At 62.4% G+C, this 16,430-nt stretch carries 14 protein-coding genes; 4 read left to right on the forward strand and 10 right to left on the reverse strand.

All coding sequences use genetic code 11. The features are described 5' to 3' along the window. Positions 1–45: 45 nt before the first annotated feature. The 3 genes from PQQ86_RS37055 to PQQ86_RS37065 form a co-directional block, all read right to left on the reverse strand. Positions 46–492, reverse strand: a complete 447-nt coding sequence (locus PQQ86_RS37055; RefSeq protein ID WP_408278753.1) for a GatB/YqeY domain-containing protein — start codon at positions 490–492, stop codon at positions 46–48. Positions 493–740: 248 nt separating this feature from the next. Then, the gene (rpsU, locus tag PQQ86_RS37060; RefSeq protein WP_408278756.1) at positions 741–953 is read right to left on the reverse strand and encodes a 30S ribosomal protein S21; all 213 of its coding nucleotides are present in this window, start codon (positions 951–953) and stop codon (positions 741–743) included. Positions 954–1,021: 68 nt separating this feature from the next. Continuing rightward, positions 1,022–2,239 carry a BaiN/RdsA family NAD(P)/FAD-dependent oxidoreductase gene (locus PQQ86_RS37065; protein WP_408278759.1) on the reverse strand — a complete coding sequence of 406 codons (1,218 nt, stop codon included), beginning with the start codon at positions 2,237–2,239 and terminating at the stop codon, positions 1,022–1,024. 122 nt (positions 2,240–2,361) lie between these two features. On the opposite strand from PQQ86_RS37065, the gene tsaD reads away from it, so the two are divergent. Continuing rightward, complete coding sequence (gene tsaD, locus PQQ86_RS37070; protein ID WP_097394777.1) at positions 2,362–3,390, forward strand: tRNA (adenosine(37)-N6)-threonylcarbamoyltransferase complex transferase subunit TsaD; 1,029 nt, start codon at positions 2,362–2,364, stop codon at positions 3,388–3,390. A 112-nt stretch (positions 3,391–3,502) separates the two neighbouring features. Here the strand turns inward: tsaD and folE2 are convergent, their stop codons facing one another. From folE2 to PQQ86_RS37090, 4 genes are all read right to left on the reverse strand, one after another. Next, entirely contained in the window at positions 3,503–4,309 is an 807-nt protein-coding gene (folE2, locus tag PQQ86_RS37075) for a GTP cyclohydrolase FolE2 (RefSeq protein WP_408278762.1), read from the reverse strand. A 343-nt stretch (positions 4,310–4,652) separates the two neighbouring features. Then, positions 4,653–6,560, reverse strand: a complete 1,908-nt coding sequence (dxs, locus tag PQQ86_RS37080; protein ID WP_408278765.1) for a 1-deoxy-D-xylulose-5-phosphate synthase — start codon at positions 6,558–6,560, stop codon at positions 4,653–4,655. An 85-nt stretch (positions 6,561–6,645) separates the two neighbouring features. Next, complete coding sequence (locus PQQ86_RS37085; RefSeq protein ID WP_408278768.1) at positions 6,646–7,527, reverse strand: polyprenyl synthetase family protein; 882 nt, start codon at positions 7,525–7,527, stop codon at positions 6,646–6,648. Next, entirely contained in the window at positions 7,524–7,832 is a 309-nt protein-coding gene (locus tag PQQ86_RS37090) for an exodeoxyribonuclease VII small subunit (protein ID WP_074288967.1), read from the reverse strand. The genes PQQ86_RS37085 and PQQ86_RS37090 overlap by 4 nt, the downstream gene beginning before the upstream one ends. A 287-nt stretch (positions 7,833–8,119) precedes the next feature. Between PQQ86_RS37090 and PQQ86_RS37095 the strand changes: the two genes are divergently transcribed. Together PQQ86_RS37095 and PQQ86_RS37100 are read left to right on the forward strand one after the other, a co-directional pair. Beyond that, positions 8,120–9,226 carry an aromatic ring-hydroxylating oxygenase subunit alpha gene (locus tag PQQ86_RS37095; RefSeq protein WP_408278771.1) on the forward strand — a complete coding sequence of 369 codons (1,107 nt, stop codon included), beginning with the start codon at positions 8,120–8,122 and terminating at the stop codon, positions 9,224–9,226. Between the two features lie 183 nt (positions 9,227–9,409). Continuing rightward, positions 9,410–10,279, forward strand: coding sequence for a sulfurtransferase (locus PQQ86_RS37100; RefSeq protein WP_408278774.1), 870 nt, complete (start codon positions 9,410–9,412; stop codon positions 10,277–10,279). 134 nt (positions 10,280–10,413) lie between these two features. Here the strand turns inward: PQQ86_RS37100 and PQQ86_RS37105 are convergent, their stop codons facing one another. The 3 genes from PQQ86_RS37105 to polA form a co-directional block, all read right to left on the reverse strand. After that, the gene (locus tag PQQ86_RS37105) at positions 10,414–11,286 is read right to left on the reverse strand and encodes a dienelactone hydrolase family protein (RefSeq protein ID WP_408278777.1); all 873 of its coding nucleotides are present in this window, start codon (positions 11,284–11,286) and stop codon (positions 10,414–10,416) included. A gap of 90 nt (positions 11,287–11,376) precedes the next feature. Beyond that, positions 11,377–12,729, reverse strand: coding sequence for an NAD(P)/FAD-dependent oxidoreductase (locus tag PQQ86_RS37110; protein ID WP_408278779.1), 1,353 nt, complete (start codon positions 12,727–12,729; stop codon positions 11,377–11,379). Positions 12,730–12,906: 177 nt separating this feature from the next. Beyond that, positions 12,907–15,648, reverse strand: a complete 2,742-nt coding sequence (gene polA / locus PQQ86_RS37115; protein WP_408278782.1) for a DNA polymerase I — start codon at positions 15,646–15,648, stop codon at positions 12,907–12,909. A 1-nt stretch (position 15,649) separates the two neighbouring features. Here polA and PQQ86_RS37120 point away from each other — a divergent pair, with 1 nt between their 5' ends. Further along, positions 15,650–16,393, forward strand: coding sequence for an LOG family protein (locus PQQ86_RS37120; protein WP_028196168.1), 744 nt, complete (start codon positions 15,650–15,652; stop codon positions 16,391–16,393). Positions 16,394–16,430: the final 37 nt, after the last annotated feature.

Consider the following 16,430-nt stretch of genomic DNA (forward strand, 5'->3'; position numbering starts at 1 on the left):
CGCGCGCCGTCGAACAACGGCGCGCGCAGACCGGAAATACAGGAATTACTTCGCGAGCGCGGCTTTGACTTGCGCCGAGACAGCGGTCATGTCGGCGCGGCCGGCCAGCTTCGGCTTGAGCACGCCCATCACCTTGCCCATGTCCTGCGGGCCGGCAGCGCCGGTTTGCGCGACCGCGGCCTGAACTTCGGCAACGATCTCCGCTTCGGACATCTGCGCCGGCATATAGGCGGACAGGATGGCCAGTTCGGCCTTTTCCTTGTCGGCCAGATCCGTGCGGCCGGCGGCTTCGAACTGGCTGATCGAGTCTTTGCGCTGCTTGATCATCTTGTCGATGACGGCAGTGATCGCCGCGTCGTCAAGGACGACACGTTCGTCGACTTCACGTTGCTTGACCGCGGCGAGCAGCAGGCGGATCGTGCCGAGACGCTCGGCCTCACGCGCCCGCATGGCAGCTTTCATGTCGTCGTTGATCTGGTCCTTGAGGCTCATCACTCACCTGAATGCGTTGAAAATTTAAAAACCGGCCGCTTACGGTACCCATGCACCGTACCAATACGCTGCATCCAACACAAACGCCCGCTTGGGACTGCTTCCTCAAGCGGGTTGGCGCAATTTTGCGTAGTGGATGCGACCCTGCCGGCTGGCCCGAAGGGCCGTGTTTTCCGCGATGGCACCTGCTGTGCCGTCACCGTTGGATGTCGCCGCTCCGTTCGACGGGAACCGCGGCAACGCCAGAATCAGTAGAACTTCTTTGGCAGCATCTGGCCACGCAGACGCTTGAAATGACGCTTAACCGCAGCCGCCTTCTTGCGCTTGCGCTCAGCCGTAGGCTTTTCGTAAAACTCCCGGGCGCGAAGTTCCGTCAGCAGCCCGTTTTTCTCCATCGTGCGCTTGAAGCCGCGCATGGCAACTTCAAACGGCTCGTTGTCTTTTACGAGGATGGTCGTCATTTTTCAATAACGGAACTTTGTAAAGGTTCAGGAGTATAGCAGAGCTTTCTCACAAAGCTAATGCGCCGTCAAGCCCCTAGAACGTACTCCGCGGCCGCCTGGCCGGCCGCCACGCCGGAGGCCCACGCCCACTGGAAATTGTAGCCGCCGAGCCAGCCAGTGACGTCGACCGCCTCGCCGATGAAGTACAAACCCGGCGTGCGGGCGCTCATCATCGTCGCCGACGAAAGCTCGCGCGTATCGATACCGCCGCGCGTGACTTCGGCCTTGCGGTAGCCTTCGGTGCCGTTCGGGGTGAGCGTCCAGCGCGACAGGGCCTCACCGATGCGGCGCAGCGTCTTGTCCGGCAGATCGGCTACGCGCGCTTCGGCGGGAATCTGATGGGTTTCCAGCCAGACGTGGGCGAGCCGTTGTGGCACCCATTCCGAAAGCAGATTCGCGATCTGGCGCTTCGTGCCGGTTTTGGCTTCCAGCAATGCGGTGGTGGCGTCCTGCTCGGGCAGCAAATTGATGTGAATCGGCTCGCCGGGCTGCCAGTAGCTCGAAATCTGCAGAACCCCCGGGCCCGACAGGCCGCGGTGCGTGAGCAGCAGGTCCTCGTTGAACTCGGAGCCGGCCTTCTTGTTGCCAGTCGCCAGTTGGACCTCGAGCGACACACCGGAGAGCGCCGAAAACGGCTCCCAATCGGCCGAATCAAAGGTCAGCGGAACCAGCGCGGGGCGGGTGTCGATCAGCTTATGACCGAATTGCTTGGCGAGACGGTAGGCGAAATCGGTGGCGCCGATTTTGGGGATCGACAGGCCGCCGGTCGCCACCACGAGCGCGCGGGCCGTGATCGGGCCGGAGTGGGTGTCCAGCATGAAACGCCCTTCGGCGTCATGCCGCACCTGCTCGACCGCGAGCGGCGTGCGCCACACGATGCGGCCCGCGTCGCATTCGCTCTTCAGTACGTTGATGACCGCGTCGCTCGACTGGTCGCAGAACAACTGCCCCTTGTGCTTCTCGTGCCACGTCACGTGATGGCGCTTGAGCAGCGCCATGAAGTCACGCGGCGTATAGCGCGCCAGCGCCGAGCGGCAAAAATGAGGATTGGCCGACAGGTAATTGGCCGGTCCGGCGTACAGATTCGTGAAGTTGCACCGGCCACCACCGGAAATACGGATTTTCTCCGCGAGGCGCTGCGAGTGGTCGATCAGCACCACACGGCGGCCGAGTTGTCCGGCCACGGCCGCGCACATCATGCCGGCCGCGCCCGCGCCGATCACTGCGATATCGAAGGATTCCATGGGGCCGCATTGTACCCGCGCGTCTGCGGCCCTCCGCCCGCGCTGCTATACTTTCAGGCTTGCCTTTTCACTTTTGGACGCCGGGCTGGCTTCACTCTCGCGTCCACTCAAAGCCCCCAATCATGCTCGTTCTCGGCATCGAAAGCTCCTGCGACGAAACCGGTCTCGCGCTCTACGACACAGAGCGCGGCCTGCTCGCGCACGCGTTGCATTCGCAAATTGCGATGCACCGGGAGTACGGTGGCGTGGTGCCGGAACTGGCATCGCGCGACCATATTCGGCGCGCGCTGCCGCTGCTCGAAGAGGTGATGGAACGCGCCGGCACGGTGCGCAGCGACATTGACGCGATCGCCTATACGCAAGGCCCTGGCCTCGCGGGCGCGCTGCTGGTCGGCGCGAGCGTGGCGAATTCGCTGGCAATGGCGTGGGACAAGCCGACCATCGGCATTCACCATCTCGAAGGGCATTTGCTGTCGCCGCTGCTGGTGGACGAGCCGCCGCCATTTCCGTTCGTCGCGCTGCTGGTGTCGGGCGGCCATACGCAGTTGATGCGCGTGACGGACGTGGGCGTCTACGAGACGCTCGGCGAAACGCTGGACGACGCCGCCGGCGAAGCCTTCGACAAAACCGCCAAGCTGCTGGGCCTCGGTTATCCGGGCGGCCCGGAAGTGTCGCGGATGGCAGAATTCGGTACGCCCGGTGCAGTGGTCCTGCCGCGCCCCATGCTGCATTCCGGCGACCTCGATTTCAGCTTCAGCGGGCTTAAGACTGCTGTCCTCACGCACGCGAAGAAACTCGGTGGCGCGAATATCTGCGAGCAGGCGAAAGCGGATCTGGCGCGCGGTTTCGTCGATGCAGCCGTGGAAGTGCTGGCGGCGAAATCGCTGGCCGCGCTCAAACGGACCAAGCTCAATCGGCTGGTGGTGGCAGGCGGCGTCGGCGCGAACCGGCAACTGCGCGAAGCGCTTTCTGCCGCGGCGAAGAAGCGCAATTTCTTTGTGCACTACCCGGATTTGTCGCTGTGTACGGACAATGGCGCGATGATCGCGTTGGCCGGCGCATTGCGATTGCAACGCTGGCCCGATCAATCGGGTAAAGACTACGCGTTCACCGTGAAGCCGCGCTGGGATTTGACGTCCCTCGCACGCTGAGCCCGCGGCGCCCTTCGCATACCGGGCAACACGATGACGATGGCAACGCCCAAAAAAAGCCGCTTCGAAAGCGGCTTTTTCTATTTGCGGCAAGCAAGAAGCTAAAGCGTAATCACGCTATCCGCTTATCCCGCTCGATCACCGCATAGGCGCTGTGATTGTGAATCGATTCGAAGTTCTCAGCTTCGAGCACATAAGCGACGATGCGCTCGTCCGCATTCAGACGCTGCGCGACATCTCGCACCAGGTCTTCCACGAACTTCGGATTCTCGTAAGCACGTTCGGTGACGAACTTCTCGTCCGGACGCTTGAGCAAGCCCCACAGTTCACACGAGGCTTCTTCTTCCGCGATACGAACCAGTTCCTCCACCGCCACGTCGCCCACCAGCTCCGCGTTGATCGTGACATGCGAACGCTGGTTGTGCGCGCCGTACTGCGAAATCTTCTTCGAGCATGGGCACAGGCTCGTGACCGGCACCAGCACCTTCAGGAACAGACGCGTCGCGCCGTTGCGGGTCTCGCCCGTCAACGTCACTTCGTAATCGAGCAGACTTTGCACGCCCGACACCGGCGCGGTCTTATTCACGAAGTACGGGAACGACACTTCGATGCGGCCCGCCTCGGCCTCGAGCTTTTCCAGCATCGCGGCGAGCATGGTGCGGAACGTGGCCGCCTCGAGTGGCGCCTTGTTTTCTTCAAGCAGCGCAACGAAGCGTGACATGTGAGTGCCCTTCTGATCGGCGGGCAGATGCACGTCAAGATTCCACGTGCCGACAGACGGCTGCACTTCGCCGCCTTGCGTGCGCACCGTCAACGGATGGCGCACGGCCTTGACGCCGACTCGTTGAATCGGAATCTGACGCGTATCGGGCGTGCTCTGCACGTCGGGCATCACAAAGGCGGGATTCATCTGGTTCATATTCTTGTCCTTTCAGGAGACGCCGGGCCGTCCCATGTTTTCCGCTCTGCAGGAAGTCCCCCGCACCGAAGGGAGTCCCCTTCAGGGATTGGAAGGATTGCCCCATCAGCGGGTGTCGCGAAGCGACACGTTTGAGGGCGCTCAGCGGCCGTGCGTCAGATCGCGCAACGGCAAACGCCGGCCCCTGCCGGCGTTGGATGATGGACCCGAAGGTCCATCGACTCAAGTTGAAGATTGCCATGGCCGCTATAGCCGCGGCGTAGCGCACGGCAGTGCAGCTGAACGACTCAGCCAATCCACGCAGTTAAGTGAGGCAACTGAGTGACGCCGTTAAGTGCCGCAATTAAGCGACGCGCTTCACCGAGGATTGGCCAGCGACCGCGCCGCTGGAAAGAAAGCGTTCGCGAATCGACTTGGCGATGCCCGCTGCGTCCAGACCGCAGGCGGCGAGCAACTTGGCCGGATCCCCATGATCGATGAAGCGATCCGGAAGGCCCAATTGTAGTACGGGCCGGATAACCCCACTCTCAAGCAGGGCTTCGACGCAAGCCGATCCCGCGCCGCCCATCACGCAGCCTTCTTCCACCGTGACGATGGCGTCGTGCGTTTCGGCCAGCTGACGGACCAGTTCGGCGTCCAGCGGCTTCACGAAGCGCATGTTCGCCACCGTGGCGTCCAGTTGCTCAGCAGCCGCAAGCGACGGTGCAACCATCGTGCCGAATGCAAGAATCGCAATCCGCTTGCCGGCCGGTTGCGACGTTTCGCGACGAATCTCGCCCTTGCCAAGCGGCAACGCCGTCATTTGCTTGACCGTTGCCACGCCCGTGCCGGCGCCGCGCGGATAGCGCACTGCCGTCGGGTTCGGCTGCTGCAATGCCGTGTATAGCATCTGACGGCATTCGTTTTCGTCCGATGCGGCCATCACCGTCATGTTCGGGATGCAGCGCATGAACGCCAGATCGTAGGCGCCCGCGTGCGTGGCGCCGTCCGCGCCGACCAGACCCGCGCGGTCGATGGCGAACACCACTGGCAGGTTTTGCAGTGCGACGTCGTGGATCAACTGATCATAAGCACGTTGCAGGAACGTCGAGTAAATCGCGACCACCGGCTTCATGCCGTCCGCAGCCAGGCCGCCGGCGAACGTCACTGCGTGCTGCTCGGCGATGCCGACGTCGAAGTAACGATCCGGGAAGCGCTTCTCGAACTCGACCATGCCCGAGCCTTCACGCATGGCCGGCGTAATGCCGACCACGCGCGCGTCCAGCTCGGCCGCGTCGCACAGCCATTCGCCGAACACCTGCGTGTACGTCTTTTTCGACGGCGTGGTGGCGGGCTTGATCCCCTCAGCCGGATTGAACTTGCCCGGGCCGTGGTACAGCACCGGATCGGCTTCGGCCAGCTTGTAGCCTTGGCCCTTCTTCGTAACCACGTGCAGGAATTGCGGACCACGCAGTTCCTTGATGTTCTGCAGCGTCGGGATCAGTGAATCGAGGTCGTGACCGTCGATCGGGCCGATGTAGTTGAAACCGAACTCTTCGAACAGCGTAGCCGGCACGATCATGCCCTTCGCGTGCTCTTCGAGCTTGCGGGCCAGATCGAGCATAGGCGGCGCGACGCGCAGCACACGTTCGACGCCCGCACGCGCGGCGGCGTAGAAACGGCCCGACATCAGGCGCGCCAGATGGCGATTCAGCGCGCCGACCGGCGGCGAAATCGACATGTCGTTATCGTTCAGGATGACCAGCAGCGGCACGTCGTCTTCGACGCCGGCGTTGTTCATCGCCTCGAAGGCCATGCCGGCCGTCATCGCGCCGTCGCCGATCACGGCGATGCCCACGCGGTTCTCGCCTTGCAGCTTGCTGGCGACCGCCATGCCGAGTGCGGCCGAGATCGACGTGCTGGAGTGCGCGGTGCCGAAAGTGTCGTATTCCGACTCGTCGCGCTTCGGGAAGCCCGAGATGCCGCCGAGCTGACGCAGCGTGTGCATCTTGTCGCGGCGGCCCGTCAGGATCTTGTGCGGGTAGGTTTGATGGCCGACATCCCACACGATCCGGTCGCGCGGCGTGTCGAACACGTAGTGCAGAGCAATGGTCAACTCGACCGTGCCGAGGTTGGACGAAAGATGGCCGCCCGTCTGCGATACGCTGTCGAGCACGAAGGCACGCAACTCGTCGGCAAGCGGTTGCAATTGGCGGCGATCGAGGCGGCGCAAAGCTGCCGGGTCGTCGATAGTTTTCAGCAAGTCGTACATCGTCGTTCCATTGTAGGAAAACTTACGCGCCCGCACTTCATACATGCACCCCGTAGCAAAGGTGCGCGGCGGCGGGCTTTCGCGTTCAGCTGACCCGGTTCACCACCAGGTCGGCCAATTCGGCAAGACGCTGCGCGCGCGCACCAAACGGCGCAATCGCAGCGTGGGCGTCGCTGCGCAGTTGCGCTGCGAGCGCACGCGACGCATCTAGCCCAATAATCGACACGTAGGTCGGCTTACCGTCCTTCGCGTCTTTACCTGCAGTCTTGCCAAGCGTTGCGGAATCGGTCGTGACGTCGAGAATATCGTCGACGACCTGAAACGCGAGGCCTACGGCGGCCGCATACGCGTCGAGCGAACGCATGGCGTCCGCGTTCGGCGTTTCGCCCGCCAGCGCGCCCATGCGCACCGCGGCACGCAACAAGGCGCCGGTTTTCATCCGGTGCATGGTTTCGAGTTGCGGGCGCGTCAGCGTATGGCCGACGCTCGCGAGATCAATAGCCTGGCCGCCGCACATACCGATCGAGCCGCTCGCCAAAGCCAGTTCACGCACCAGCGCAGCCTGCTGCGACGGCGCCAGCACGTCCGACGTCAACGCGACGAATGCCTGCGCTTGCAGCGCGTCGCCGACCAGCAGTGCCGTGGCTTCGTCATACTTGACGTGTACCGTGGGCTTGCCGCGACGCAGCGCGTCGTCGTCCATGCAAGGCATATCGTCGTGCACGAGCGAGTACACGTGGATCATTTCCAGTGCCGCCGCGGCCGCGTCCAGGCATTCGGCGCGCGCGCCGGTCAGTTCGCCGGCCGCGTGGCACAGCAGCGGGCGCACCCGCTTGCCACCGCCCAGCACGGCGTAGCGCATGGCTTCATGCAGTTTGCCCGGCTCAGTCGCTTCCGTGGGCAGATAGTGTTCTAGTGCCGATTCGACGCGCTCGAGTACCGAGCGTGTCCATTGTTCGAATGTCATAGGTCGTCCCCGCTTTCAGTAGCGGCTGTGCCTGCGCTATTCATAGGCAGCGGCTTCAGCGTCTCGCCATCGAGCACGCGCACCTGTTGCTCGACCTTCTCGAGCTGCTGCTGGCAAAACGCGACGAGCGCCGCACCGCGCCGGTAGGCGGTGAGCGATTCCTCGAGGCTGAGATTGCCGCTTTCCATGCGCGCCACCAACCCTTCCAGCTCAGCCTGGGCGGCCTCGTAATTCTCGGGCAACGGCGTGGTATCGACGCCTTCAGCAGGCGCGGCAGCAGTATCTTTCGACGCGGTCTTCGCCATGAATAGTCGCAAAATTAAAACAAGTCGGACATTCTACGGCAAAAGCGACATTTCCGATCTCATCGCCAGCCCGCGCCCCGCCTTTGCCCTTCGCGCCCGCCCCTCAGTCTCGCAGAAAAAAATCGATTGGTCTGCGGCGAAAACCGTGAACTTCCTTGACATTTTTGACCCAAATCAGGCACTTAAGCGCCCCCAGGAAGGGGAATCGGGTATAATCGCGGGCTCCCTAAATCGAATCTATCGATGGTTGGGTTGTTCACTGCTTTCACGTCTTCACGGGAGTGGGAATGTCCAATCTGAGCAATGCATTGCAGTTGCGGTCTGTCCACAGCCAGCTGCCAGTCACGGCTTACTTTGACGAAGCGCTTCTAACGCGCGAAATCGACACCCTTTTCAAGAAAGGTCCTCGCTACATCGGCCACGATCTCATGGTGCCCGAAGCGGGGAATTATTTTGCCTTGCCCAGCGAGAGCGAGGGGCGTGTGCTCGTCCGTAACCAACAGTCGCAAGTCGAACTGCTGTCGAACGTGTGCCGCCACCGGCAAGCCATCATGCTCAACGGTCGCGGCCAGGCAGAGAACATCGTCTGCCCCCTGCATCGCTGGACGTACGACCTGAACGGCCAGCTCCTCGGTGCACCTCATTTTGCGGACAACCCCTGCCTGAATCTCGGCGCCACACCGCTGCAGAACTGGCAAGGCCTGCTGTTCGAAGCGCAGGGGCGCGACGTCGCGCGGGATCTGGCGCGCCTCGGCACCAAACAACACTTCGATTTTTCGGGCTTCATGTTCGATCACGTCGAAGTGCACGAGTGCAATTACAACTGGAAGTCCTTCATCGAGGTCTATCTGGAGGACTACCACGTCGCACCGTTCCATCCGGGCCTCGGCAGCTTCGTCAATTGCGACGATCTGACGTGGGAATTCGGTGAGTGGTACAGCGTGCAGACGGTCGGCGTCCACAAGGATCTGGAGCAGCCTGGCAGCCCGACGTACCGTAAATGGCACGACGAGGTGCTGCGCTTCCGCGGCGGCAATCCGCCCGATTTCGGCGCGATCTGGATGGTGTACTACCCCGGCATCATGATCGAGTGGTACCCGCACGTGCTGGTCGTGTCATGGTTGATTCCGCGCGGTCCGCAGAAGACCACCAATGTGGTGGAGTTCTATTACCCTGAGGAAATCGCGCTGTTCGAACGCGAGTTTGTCGAAGCCGAGCGCGCTGCCTATATGGAAACGGCCCGCGAAGACGACGAGATCGCCGAGCGCATGGACGCCGGCCGCCGCGCGCTGATGGAACGCGGCGAATCGCAGGTCGGCCCGTATCAGAGCCCGATGGAAGATGGCATGCAGCACTTCCACGAGTTCTTGCGGCGTGAACTCGGCGCGATCTGATTCGCGCGCGATCCGCATGCATCGGTGTTTGAGCCGATCCTGGCGCGAACCGCATCAAAACATGGAAGACGGGCTTCGGCCCGTCTTTTTTTGTTTAGACTATCAGTATCGTTCGGCCATTCGCTAACGGCCTCAAGCCGCTGGGTAAGCGCCGCAACCATCTTGCATGGGACTGGAGACGTCATGCCCCACACTCACTACACCACACTCATCTCCGCGACAAACCTCGCGGAACGGCTGGCCGCAGCACCGGGCAGTGTGTTCGTCGTCGATTGCCGTTTCGATCTGGCGGATACCGAGGCGGGCGAGAAAGCCTATCTGGCCGGGCATTTGCCGGGCGCGCACTATCTGAACCTCGACCGCGATCTGTCGGGGCCGAAGAACGGCCACAATGGCCGCCATCCGTTGCCGGATCGCGCGCGGCTAGTGGAGACGCTGGAGTCCCGAGGGCTCAAGCAGGGTCAGCAGGTGGTCGCGTATGACGCACAGGGTGGCATGTACGCCGCGCGCGCATGGTGGCTGCTGCGCTGGCTCGGCCACGATGCGGTGGCGCTGCTCGACGGCGGCCTGCAAGCCTGGCAAGCCGCCGGTATGCCGCTGACGCAGGACGCCCCGGCACAAAACACCGGCGACTTCAAAGCGAGTGCGCCGCTTTCGGTTACCGTCGACGCGCAAACCGTCGAGCGCAATCTTGGCACGAAAGAACGCGTCGTGGTCGATGCGCGCGCGAATGATCGATATCGCGGCGAAAACGAAACGCTGGATCGCGTCGGCGGCCATATTCCTGGCGCGCTCAACCGGTTCTTCAAGGACAACCTCACCGCCGACGGCCGCTACAAGCCGGCACACACGCTGCGTGAGGAATTCCACGCGTTGCTGGGCGACACGCCGCCGGAACACGTCGTGCTGCAATGCGGCTCGGGCGTGACGGCATGCGTGAACGCGCTCGCGATGGAGATCGCCGGCATGCATGGCGCGGCGCTCTATGCGGGATCGTGGAGCGAATGGAGTTCTGATCCGAAGCGGCCGGTTGCTACGGGTCCGAATGCTTAAGGAGCCCGTCAAGCAGGACGATTAGCAAAAGGCCGTGGCCGCGGGAAAGCGGCCACGGCCTTTTTGCATCCTTCCAGCCGAGCGCATCGGCACGCCGCTATGGCACGTTGAACGAAGGTATCGAACGCGTGCCCTCAGGCGACCCCATGCTGCTTGAACCACACCAGCACACGTCGCCAGCCATCCTCGGCATCAGCCTTCTTGTAACTCGGCCGGTAATCCGCGAAAAACGCGTGGCCCGCGTCGTCGTACACGACGAATTGCGAGCCGCGGCCCGCTTGCGGACCCTGCGCGATGACCTGCTTCATCTGTTCAAGCGAGGCTTGAGGAATGCTCTGATCCTGCAAACCATACAGCCCTAGCACCGGCGCATGCAAATCAGCCACGCGATCGAGCGGGTTCGCCGGCGTCGTTGCGCTGTGATCGCCGCCGACCCGGCCATACCATGCCGCTGCCGCCTTCAGCCGGGGATTGTGCTCCGCATACAGCCACGCAATCCGCCCGCCCCAGCAAAAACCGTTCACGCCGAGCCGGTTCAGATCGCCGCCATGCTCGCCCGCCCAAGCGACCGTGGCGTCGAGATCGTCCAGCGCCTGTTCGTCCGGCACCTTGCTGAGAATCTGATCGCTGATCTGCTGGATGGTCGGCAGCACCGACGGATCGCCCTCGCGGACGAACAGATCCGGCGCGATCGCCAGATAACCGAGCTTGGCAAAGCGCCGGCACACGTCGGCAATATGCTCGTGCACGCCGAACGCCTCATGGATCACGATGATCACCGGCAGATGCGTCTTGCCCTTCGGCTGCGCGCGATAGGCCGGCACGAGCGTATCGCCCGACCGCACGCCAATCTCGCCGGCTTCGAGACCGTCGCTATCCGTATGGATGGTTTGCGCCGACACCGGCATCACGGCCGCGGCGAAACCGGTGCCGAGCGCGGCTTTGATAAAGGTGCGTCGATTGAAGGGAACGTGCGGGACCAGACTGTCGATATCGGGTTTCAGCATGCGGCGCTCCTCGTGTGAAGGTTGGAGGCAACAGGATACGCTTCACCCGCATCCTGTTGCAGATGCAACCTTCTCGAACGCAGTCAGCCTTCAGTGCAGCTTGACCCGCGGCAGCGTGGTGCGCCGCAACCAGTGCGCGAAGGTGTCGAGCACCATCCGCGCGTAGCCGTGCAGCGCCGCGATATGCAGCCGGTACAGCGACATGTACATGAAGCGCGCGAACAGCCCTTCGATCAGCATATTGCCGCCGATCACGCCGCCCATCAGATTGCCGACCGCGCTGAAGTGCCCGAGCGACACCAGCGAACCGAAGTCGCGATAGGTAAATTCAGGCAGCGGTTTATTCTCGAGCCGTGCCGCAAGCGCCTTCAACAGGAAGCTCGCCTGCTGGTGAGCCGCTTGCGCACGCGGCGGCACGTTGCGCTCGTTGCCCGGCCATGGGCAAGCGGCGCAATCGCCGAGGGCGAAGATGTTGTCGTCGATTTCGGTTTGCAGCGTGCGGCGCACGATGAGTTGCCCCAGACGGTTGACCGGCAGTCCGTCGAGTTCACTCAGAATCGCGGGCGCCTTGATGCCCGCCGCCCATACCGTCAGATCGGCACGCACCGTTTTGCCGCTGGCCGTGCGGATCATGCCCGGCGCGACCTCGGCCACGGTCTCGCCGATCATCAGCTTCACGCCGAGCTTGGTGAGCAATTCCGCGGTGGCCGTCGACACGCGCTCCTGCAAGGCCGGCAAAATGCGTGGGCCCGCTTCGATCAGCACGATGCCGACGTCGTGCCGCGGATCGAGCTTATGCAAACCGTACGCGGACAACACCTGGGCCGTATTGCGCAACTCAGCCGAGAGTTCGACACCCGTCGCGCCGCCGCCGACGATCGCCACCTGGATACGCGGCTCAGTGGAGGTCGACGACGTGCCCGGGCCCGACTCGACAGGCTCATGCACCTGATGCTCCGCGCGCATACAGGCCGCGATCAGGCGCTTGCGGAAACGCTCCGCCTGGCCGACTGTGTCGAGCGCAAGGGAGAATTCCGATGCCCCTTTCACGCCGAAGAACGCCGTGGTGCTGCCGATCGCGATGATCAGCGTGTCGTATTCGAGTTCGCGTGCGGGCAGCAATTCGGCGCCGTCGTCGTCGAGCACAGTACCGAGCGTGAGACGCTTGTTCGCGCGGTCCAGACTCGTCAGATCGCCCTGCTGAAACTCAAAGCCGTGCCAGCGCGCCTGCGCCGCATATTCGAGCTCCTGGGTGAACGGGTCCATGCTGCCGGCGGCCACTTCATGCAGCAGCGGCTTCCAGATATGGGTTGGATTACGGTCGACGAGCGTCACTTGCGCGTGCACGCCGCCTTTGTTCTTGCGGGGCGCATAGCGGTCGCCCAAGCGCGTCGCCAGTTCCAGTCCCCCCGCGCCCCCGCCAACGACGATAAAACGATGCATTGAACTCTCCGTATTTGCCGATGGGTTATGCGTCGCGACGGCGCGCATGAAGCATGAAACGCGCGCAGTCTGTCCTGGCGATTGTCCGCGAGCGGCACGGTTTGTCACAAGCCATCAATACGCATATGTGACATGCGCGCGACGATATCGCCTATCGTGCGCGCCGTCACATGCACGTCAATGCGCTTCTTCCCAGTTCAGGCCGGCGCCCACTTCGGCAACCAGCGGCACTTTCAGCGCGGCGACACCGCACATCAGTTCCGGCAAGCGCTTACGTACATCGGACAATTCCGCGTCCGGCACTTCGAGGATCAGTTCGTCGTGCACCTGCATGATCATGCGCGTTCCGACCTTCGATTCTTCGATCCACTTCTGCACCGCGATCATCGACAGTTTGATCAGATCGGCGGCCGTGCCCTGCATCGGCGCGTTGATTGCCGCGCGCTCTGCGGCCTGACGGCGCGGGCCGTTGCCGCCGTTGATCTCCGGCAGCCACAGGCGGCGGCCGAACGCCGTTTCCACGTAGCCCTTGGCCTTCGCGCTCAGACGCGTTTCGTCCATATAACGCGCGACGCCCGGATAACGCGCGAAGTAGCGGTCGATATACAGCTTGGCCGCGTCGCGCGTAATGCCGAGGTTCGCTGCAAGACCGAACGCGCTCATGCCGTAGATCAGGCCGAAGTTGATGACCTTCGCCACACGCCGCTGATCGTTCGAGACTTCGAGCGGCGTGACACTGAAAATTTCCGCTGCAGTGGCTCGGTGGATGTCTTCGCCCTGCGAGAACGCTCGCAGCAGGGATTCGTCGCCGGAAATGTGCGCCATGATGCGCAATTCGATCTGCGAGTAGTCCGCAGAGACGAGCTTGTGTCCCGGCGGCGCGATAAACGCCTCGCGGATACGACGCCCTTCACCGGTGCGCACGGGGATGTTCTGCAGGTTCGGATCGTTCGACGCCAGTCGGCCCGTGACCGCCACCGCCTGCGCATAGTTCGTATGCACACGGCCGGTTTGGGCGTTGACCATGCGCGGCAGCTTGTCCGTGTAGGTCGATTTCAGCTTCGACAAACCGCGATGTTCGAGCAGGATCTTCGGCAGCGGATAGTCTTCGGCGAGCTTTTGCAGCACTTCTTCGTCGGTGGACGGCGCGCCGCTCGGGGTCTTCTTGACCACCGGCAATTCGAGCTTCTCGAAGAAGATCTGACCAATCTGCTTCGGTGAACCAAGATTGAATTCGCCACCGGCCAGCACGTACGCTTCGCTTTCCAGCTGAATCAGACGCGTGGCGATTTCACTGCTTTGCGCGCGCAGCTTTTCGGCGTCGATCAGCACGCCGGTGCGCTCCATCTTGCGCAAGACGCGCGAGGTCGGCACTTCGATGTCGCGATACACGTAGTCGAGCGTCTTCTCCGCGGCCACTTGCGGATACAAGGCCTGATGCAGACGCAAGGTGATGTCGGCGTCTTCTGCCGCGTATTCAGCGGCCGTTTCCAGCGCGACTTCGTCGAAGCCGATCTGCGATGCGCCCTTGCCGGCGACCTCTTCATACTTGATCGTCTTGATGCCGAGATGGCGCAGCGCGAGGCTGTCCATATCGTGCGTTCGGTGCGATTCGAGCACGTACGATTCCAGCAGCGTGTCGTGTTCGACGCCGCGCATTTCGATGCCGTAGTTCGCCAGCACCTGTTCGTCGTACTTCATGTGCTGGCCGACCTTCTTGTGGTCGGCGCTTTCCAGCCACGGCTTGAGCTTCGCGAGGACTTCATCGCGCGGCAGCTGCACGGGTGCGTCCGGACCGCGATGTGCGACCGGTACATAAGCGGCGTAGCCAGGCTCGACCGAGAACGACAAGCCCACGATTTGCGCAGTCATCGGATCGAGCGAGGTAGTTTCGGTATCGAACGCAGTCAACCCGGCTGCGTTGATTTTTTCGAGCCACGCGTCGAACTGCTCCCAAGTCTGCACGGTGTCGTAGTGACGTTCGTGATCCACGGTGAGCGCCGGCGGTACATCGGTCTCGGGACCTTCCACGACTTCTGCGACTTCCACCTCACGCAGCCAGGTTTTGAAGCCGTTGCGAGTGAACACGTCGCGCAGTTCTTCGCGCGATTCCGGCCGGCTTTCCAGGCTTTCTTCGATCGACACGATGTGGCCGGTCAGATCGCATTGGCGCTCGACGGTGACGAGTTTCTTCGCCATCGGCAGAAAATCGAGCGCACGCCGCAGATTGTCTCCTACCGCACCTTTGATCTCGTCCGCATGTGCGACGATGCCGTCGAGGGTTTCGTACTGCGTCAGCCATTTGATCGCCGTTTTCGGCCCGCATTTTTCGACGCCGGGCACGTTGTCGACGGTATCGCCGATCAACGACAGGTAGTCGATAATGCGCTCCGGCGGCACGCCGAACTTGGCGATCACGCCTTCGCGGTCGAGCTTCTCATTAGTCATCGTATTGATGAGGGTGACATGATCCGACACAAGCTGCGCCAGATCCTTGTCCCCAGTCGACACGATCACATTCATGCCGCGTTTTTCCGCCGCGGTGCTGAGCGTGCCGATCACGTCATCAGCTTCGACGCCTTCGATCATCAGAAGCGGCCAGCCGAGTGCGCGCACGGCGACGTGAATCGGCTCGATCTGACGCGCGAGATCCTCCGGCATCGACGGGCGGTTCGCCTTATAGTCGGCATACCAGTCGTCGCGAAACGTTTTGCCCTTGGCGTCGAACACGCACGCGCTATACTCTGCAGTAACTTCCTTGCGCATGCGCCGCAGCATGTTGATCATCCCATAGAGCGCACCCGTCGGGCCACCCCCGGGTCCGCGCAGATCAGGCATCGCATGGTAGGCCCGGTACAGATAACTCGAACCGTCGACCAATAGCAGGGTCTTACCTTCAAGGCTTCGTTCTTCAGGCATTATGACTAAGAGAAAAGTGATTCCGAGTCTGCGATCACTCGCAGATCAAGAGCGCGCTACGGCTAAGAAGGCCCGCGCATCGTGGCAGATGTTCACGATTATGGCAGAGTTTATCGAGGCGACCGAGTACCTCTCGGAGATTCGTCCGGCTGTCAGCATCTATGGTTCAGCGCGCCTGAAACCGAACTCGCCGTATTACAAACTCGCCACGCAGATTGCACGCAAGCTGTCGGACGCCGGCTTCGCGGTCATCTCCGGCGGCGGCCCCGGCATCATGGAAGCGGCCAACAAGGGCGCCCATGCGGGCAAAGCCCCTTCGGTCGGCCTGAACATCGAACTGCCGCACGAGCAATCCGGCAATCAATGGCAGGACATCTCGCTGCGCTTCCGCCATTTCTTCACGCGCAAGGTCACGTTCGTGAAGAACTCGGATGCGGTGATCGTCATGCCGGGCGGCTTCGGCACGCTGGACGAGCTCGCCGAAGTCCTCACGCTGATTCAAACCAAGAAGTCGCGCCACGTGCCGATCATTCTGGTGGGCGGCGAGTTCTGGGAAGGCCTGCTTGCGTGGTTCAAGAACTCGCTCACGCCGATGGGCCTGATCAATCCGGCAGACATGGACTTGATGCAGGTGATCGACGATCCGGACCAGGTGCTCGAGGCGGTGCTGAAGTTTTACGAAGACCGTGAAGAAGCCGAGCCGCATCCGGCCAAGTCGGATGAAGACCGGATGTTCTATCTGTGATGCTGGATCTTCGCGCCTCGTGCGCGAAGTCAGCGTG

This window comes from Paraburkholderia sediminicola (assembly GCF_046026675.1).
Taxonomy (GTDB): Bacteria; Pseudomonadota; Gammaproteobacteria; order Burkholderiales; family Burkholderiaceae; genus Paraburkholderia; species Paraburkholderia sediminicola_F.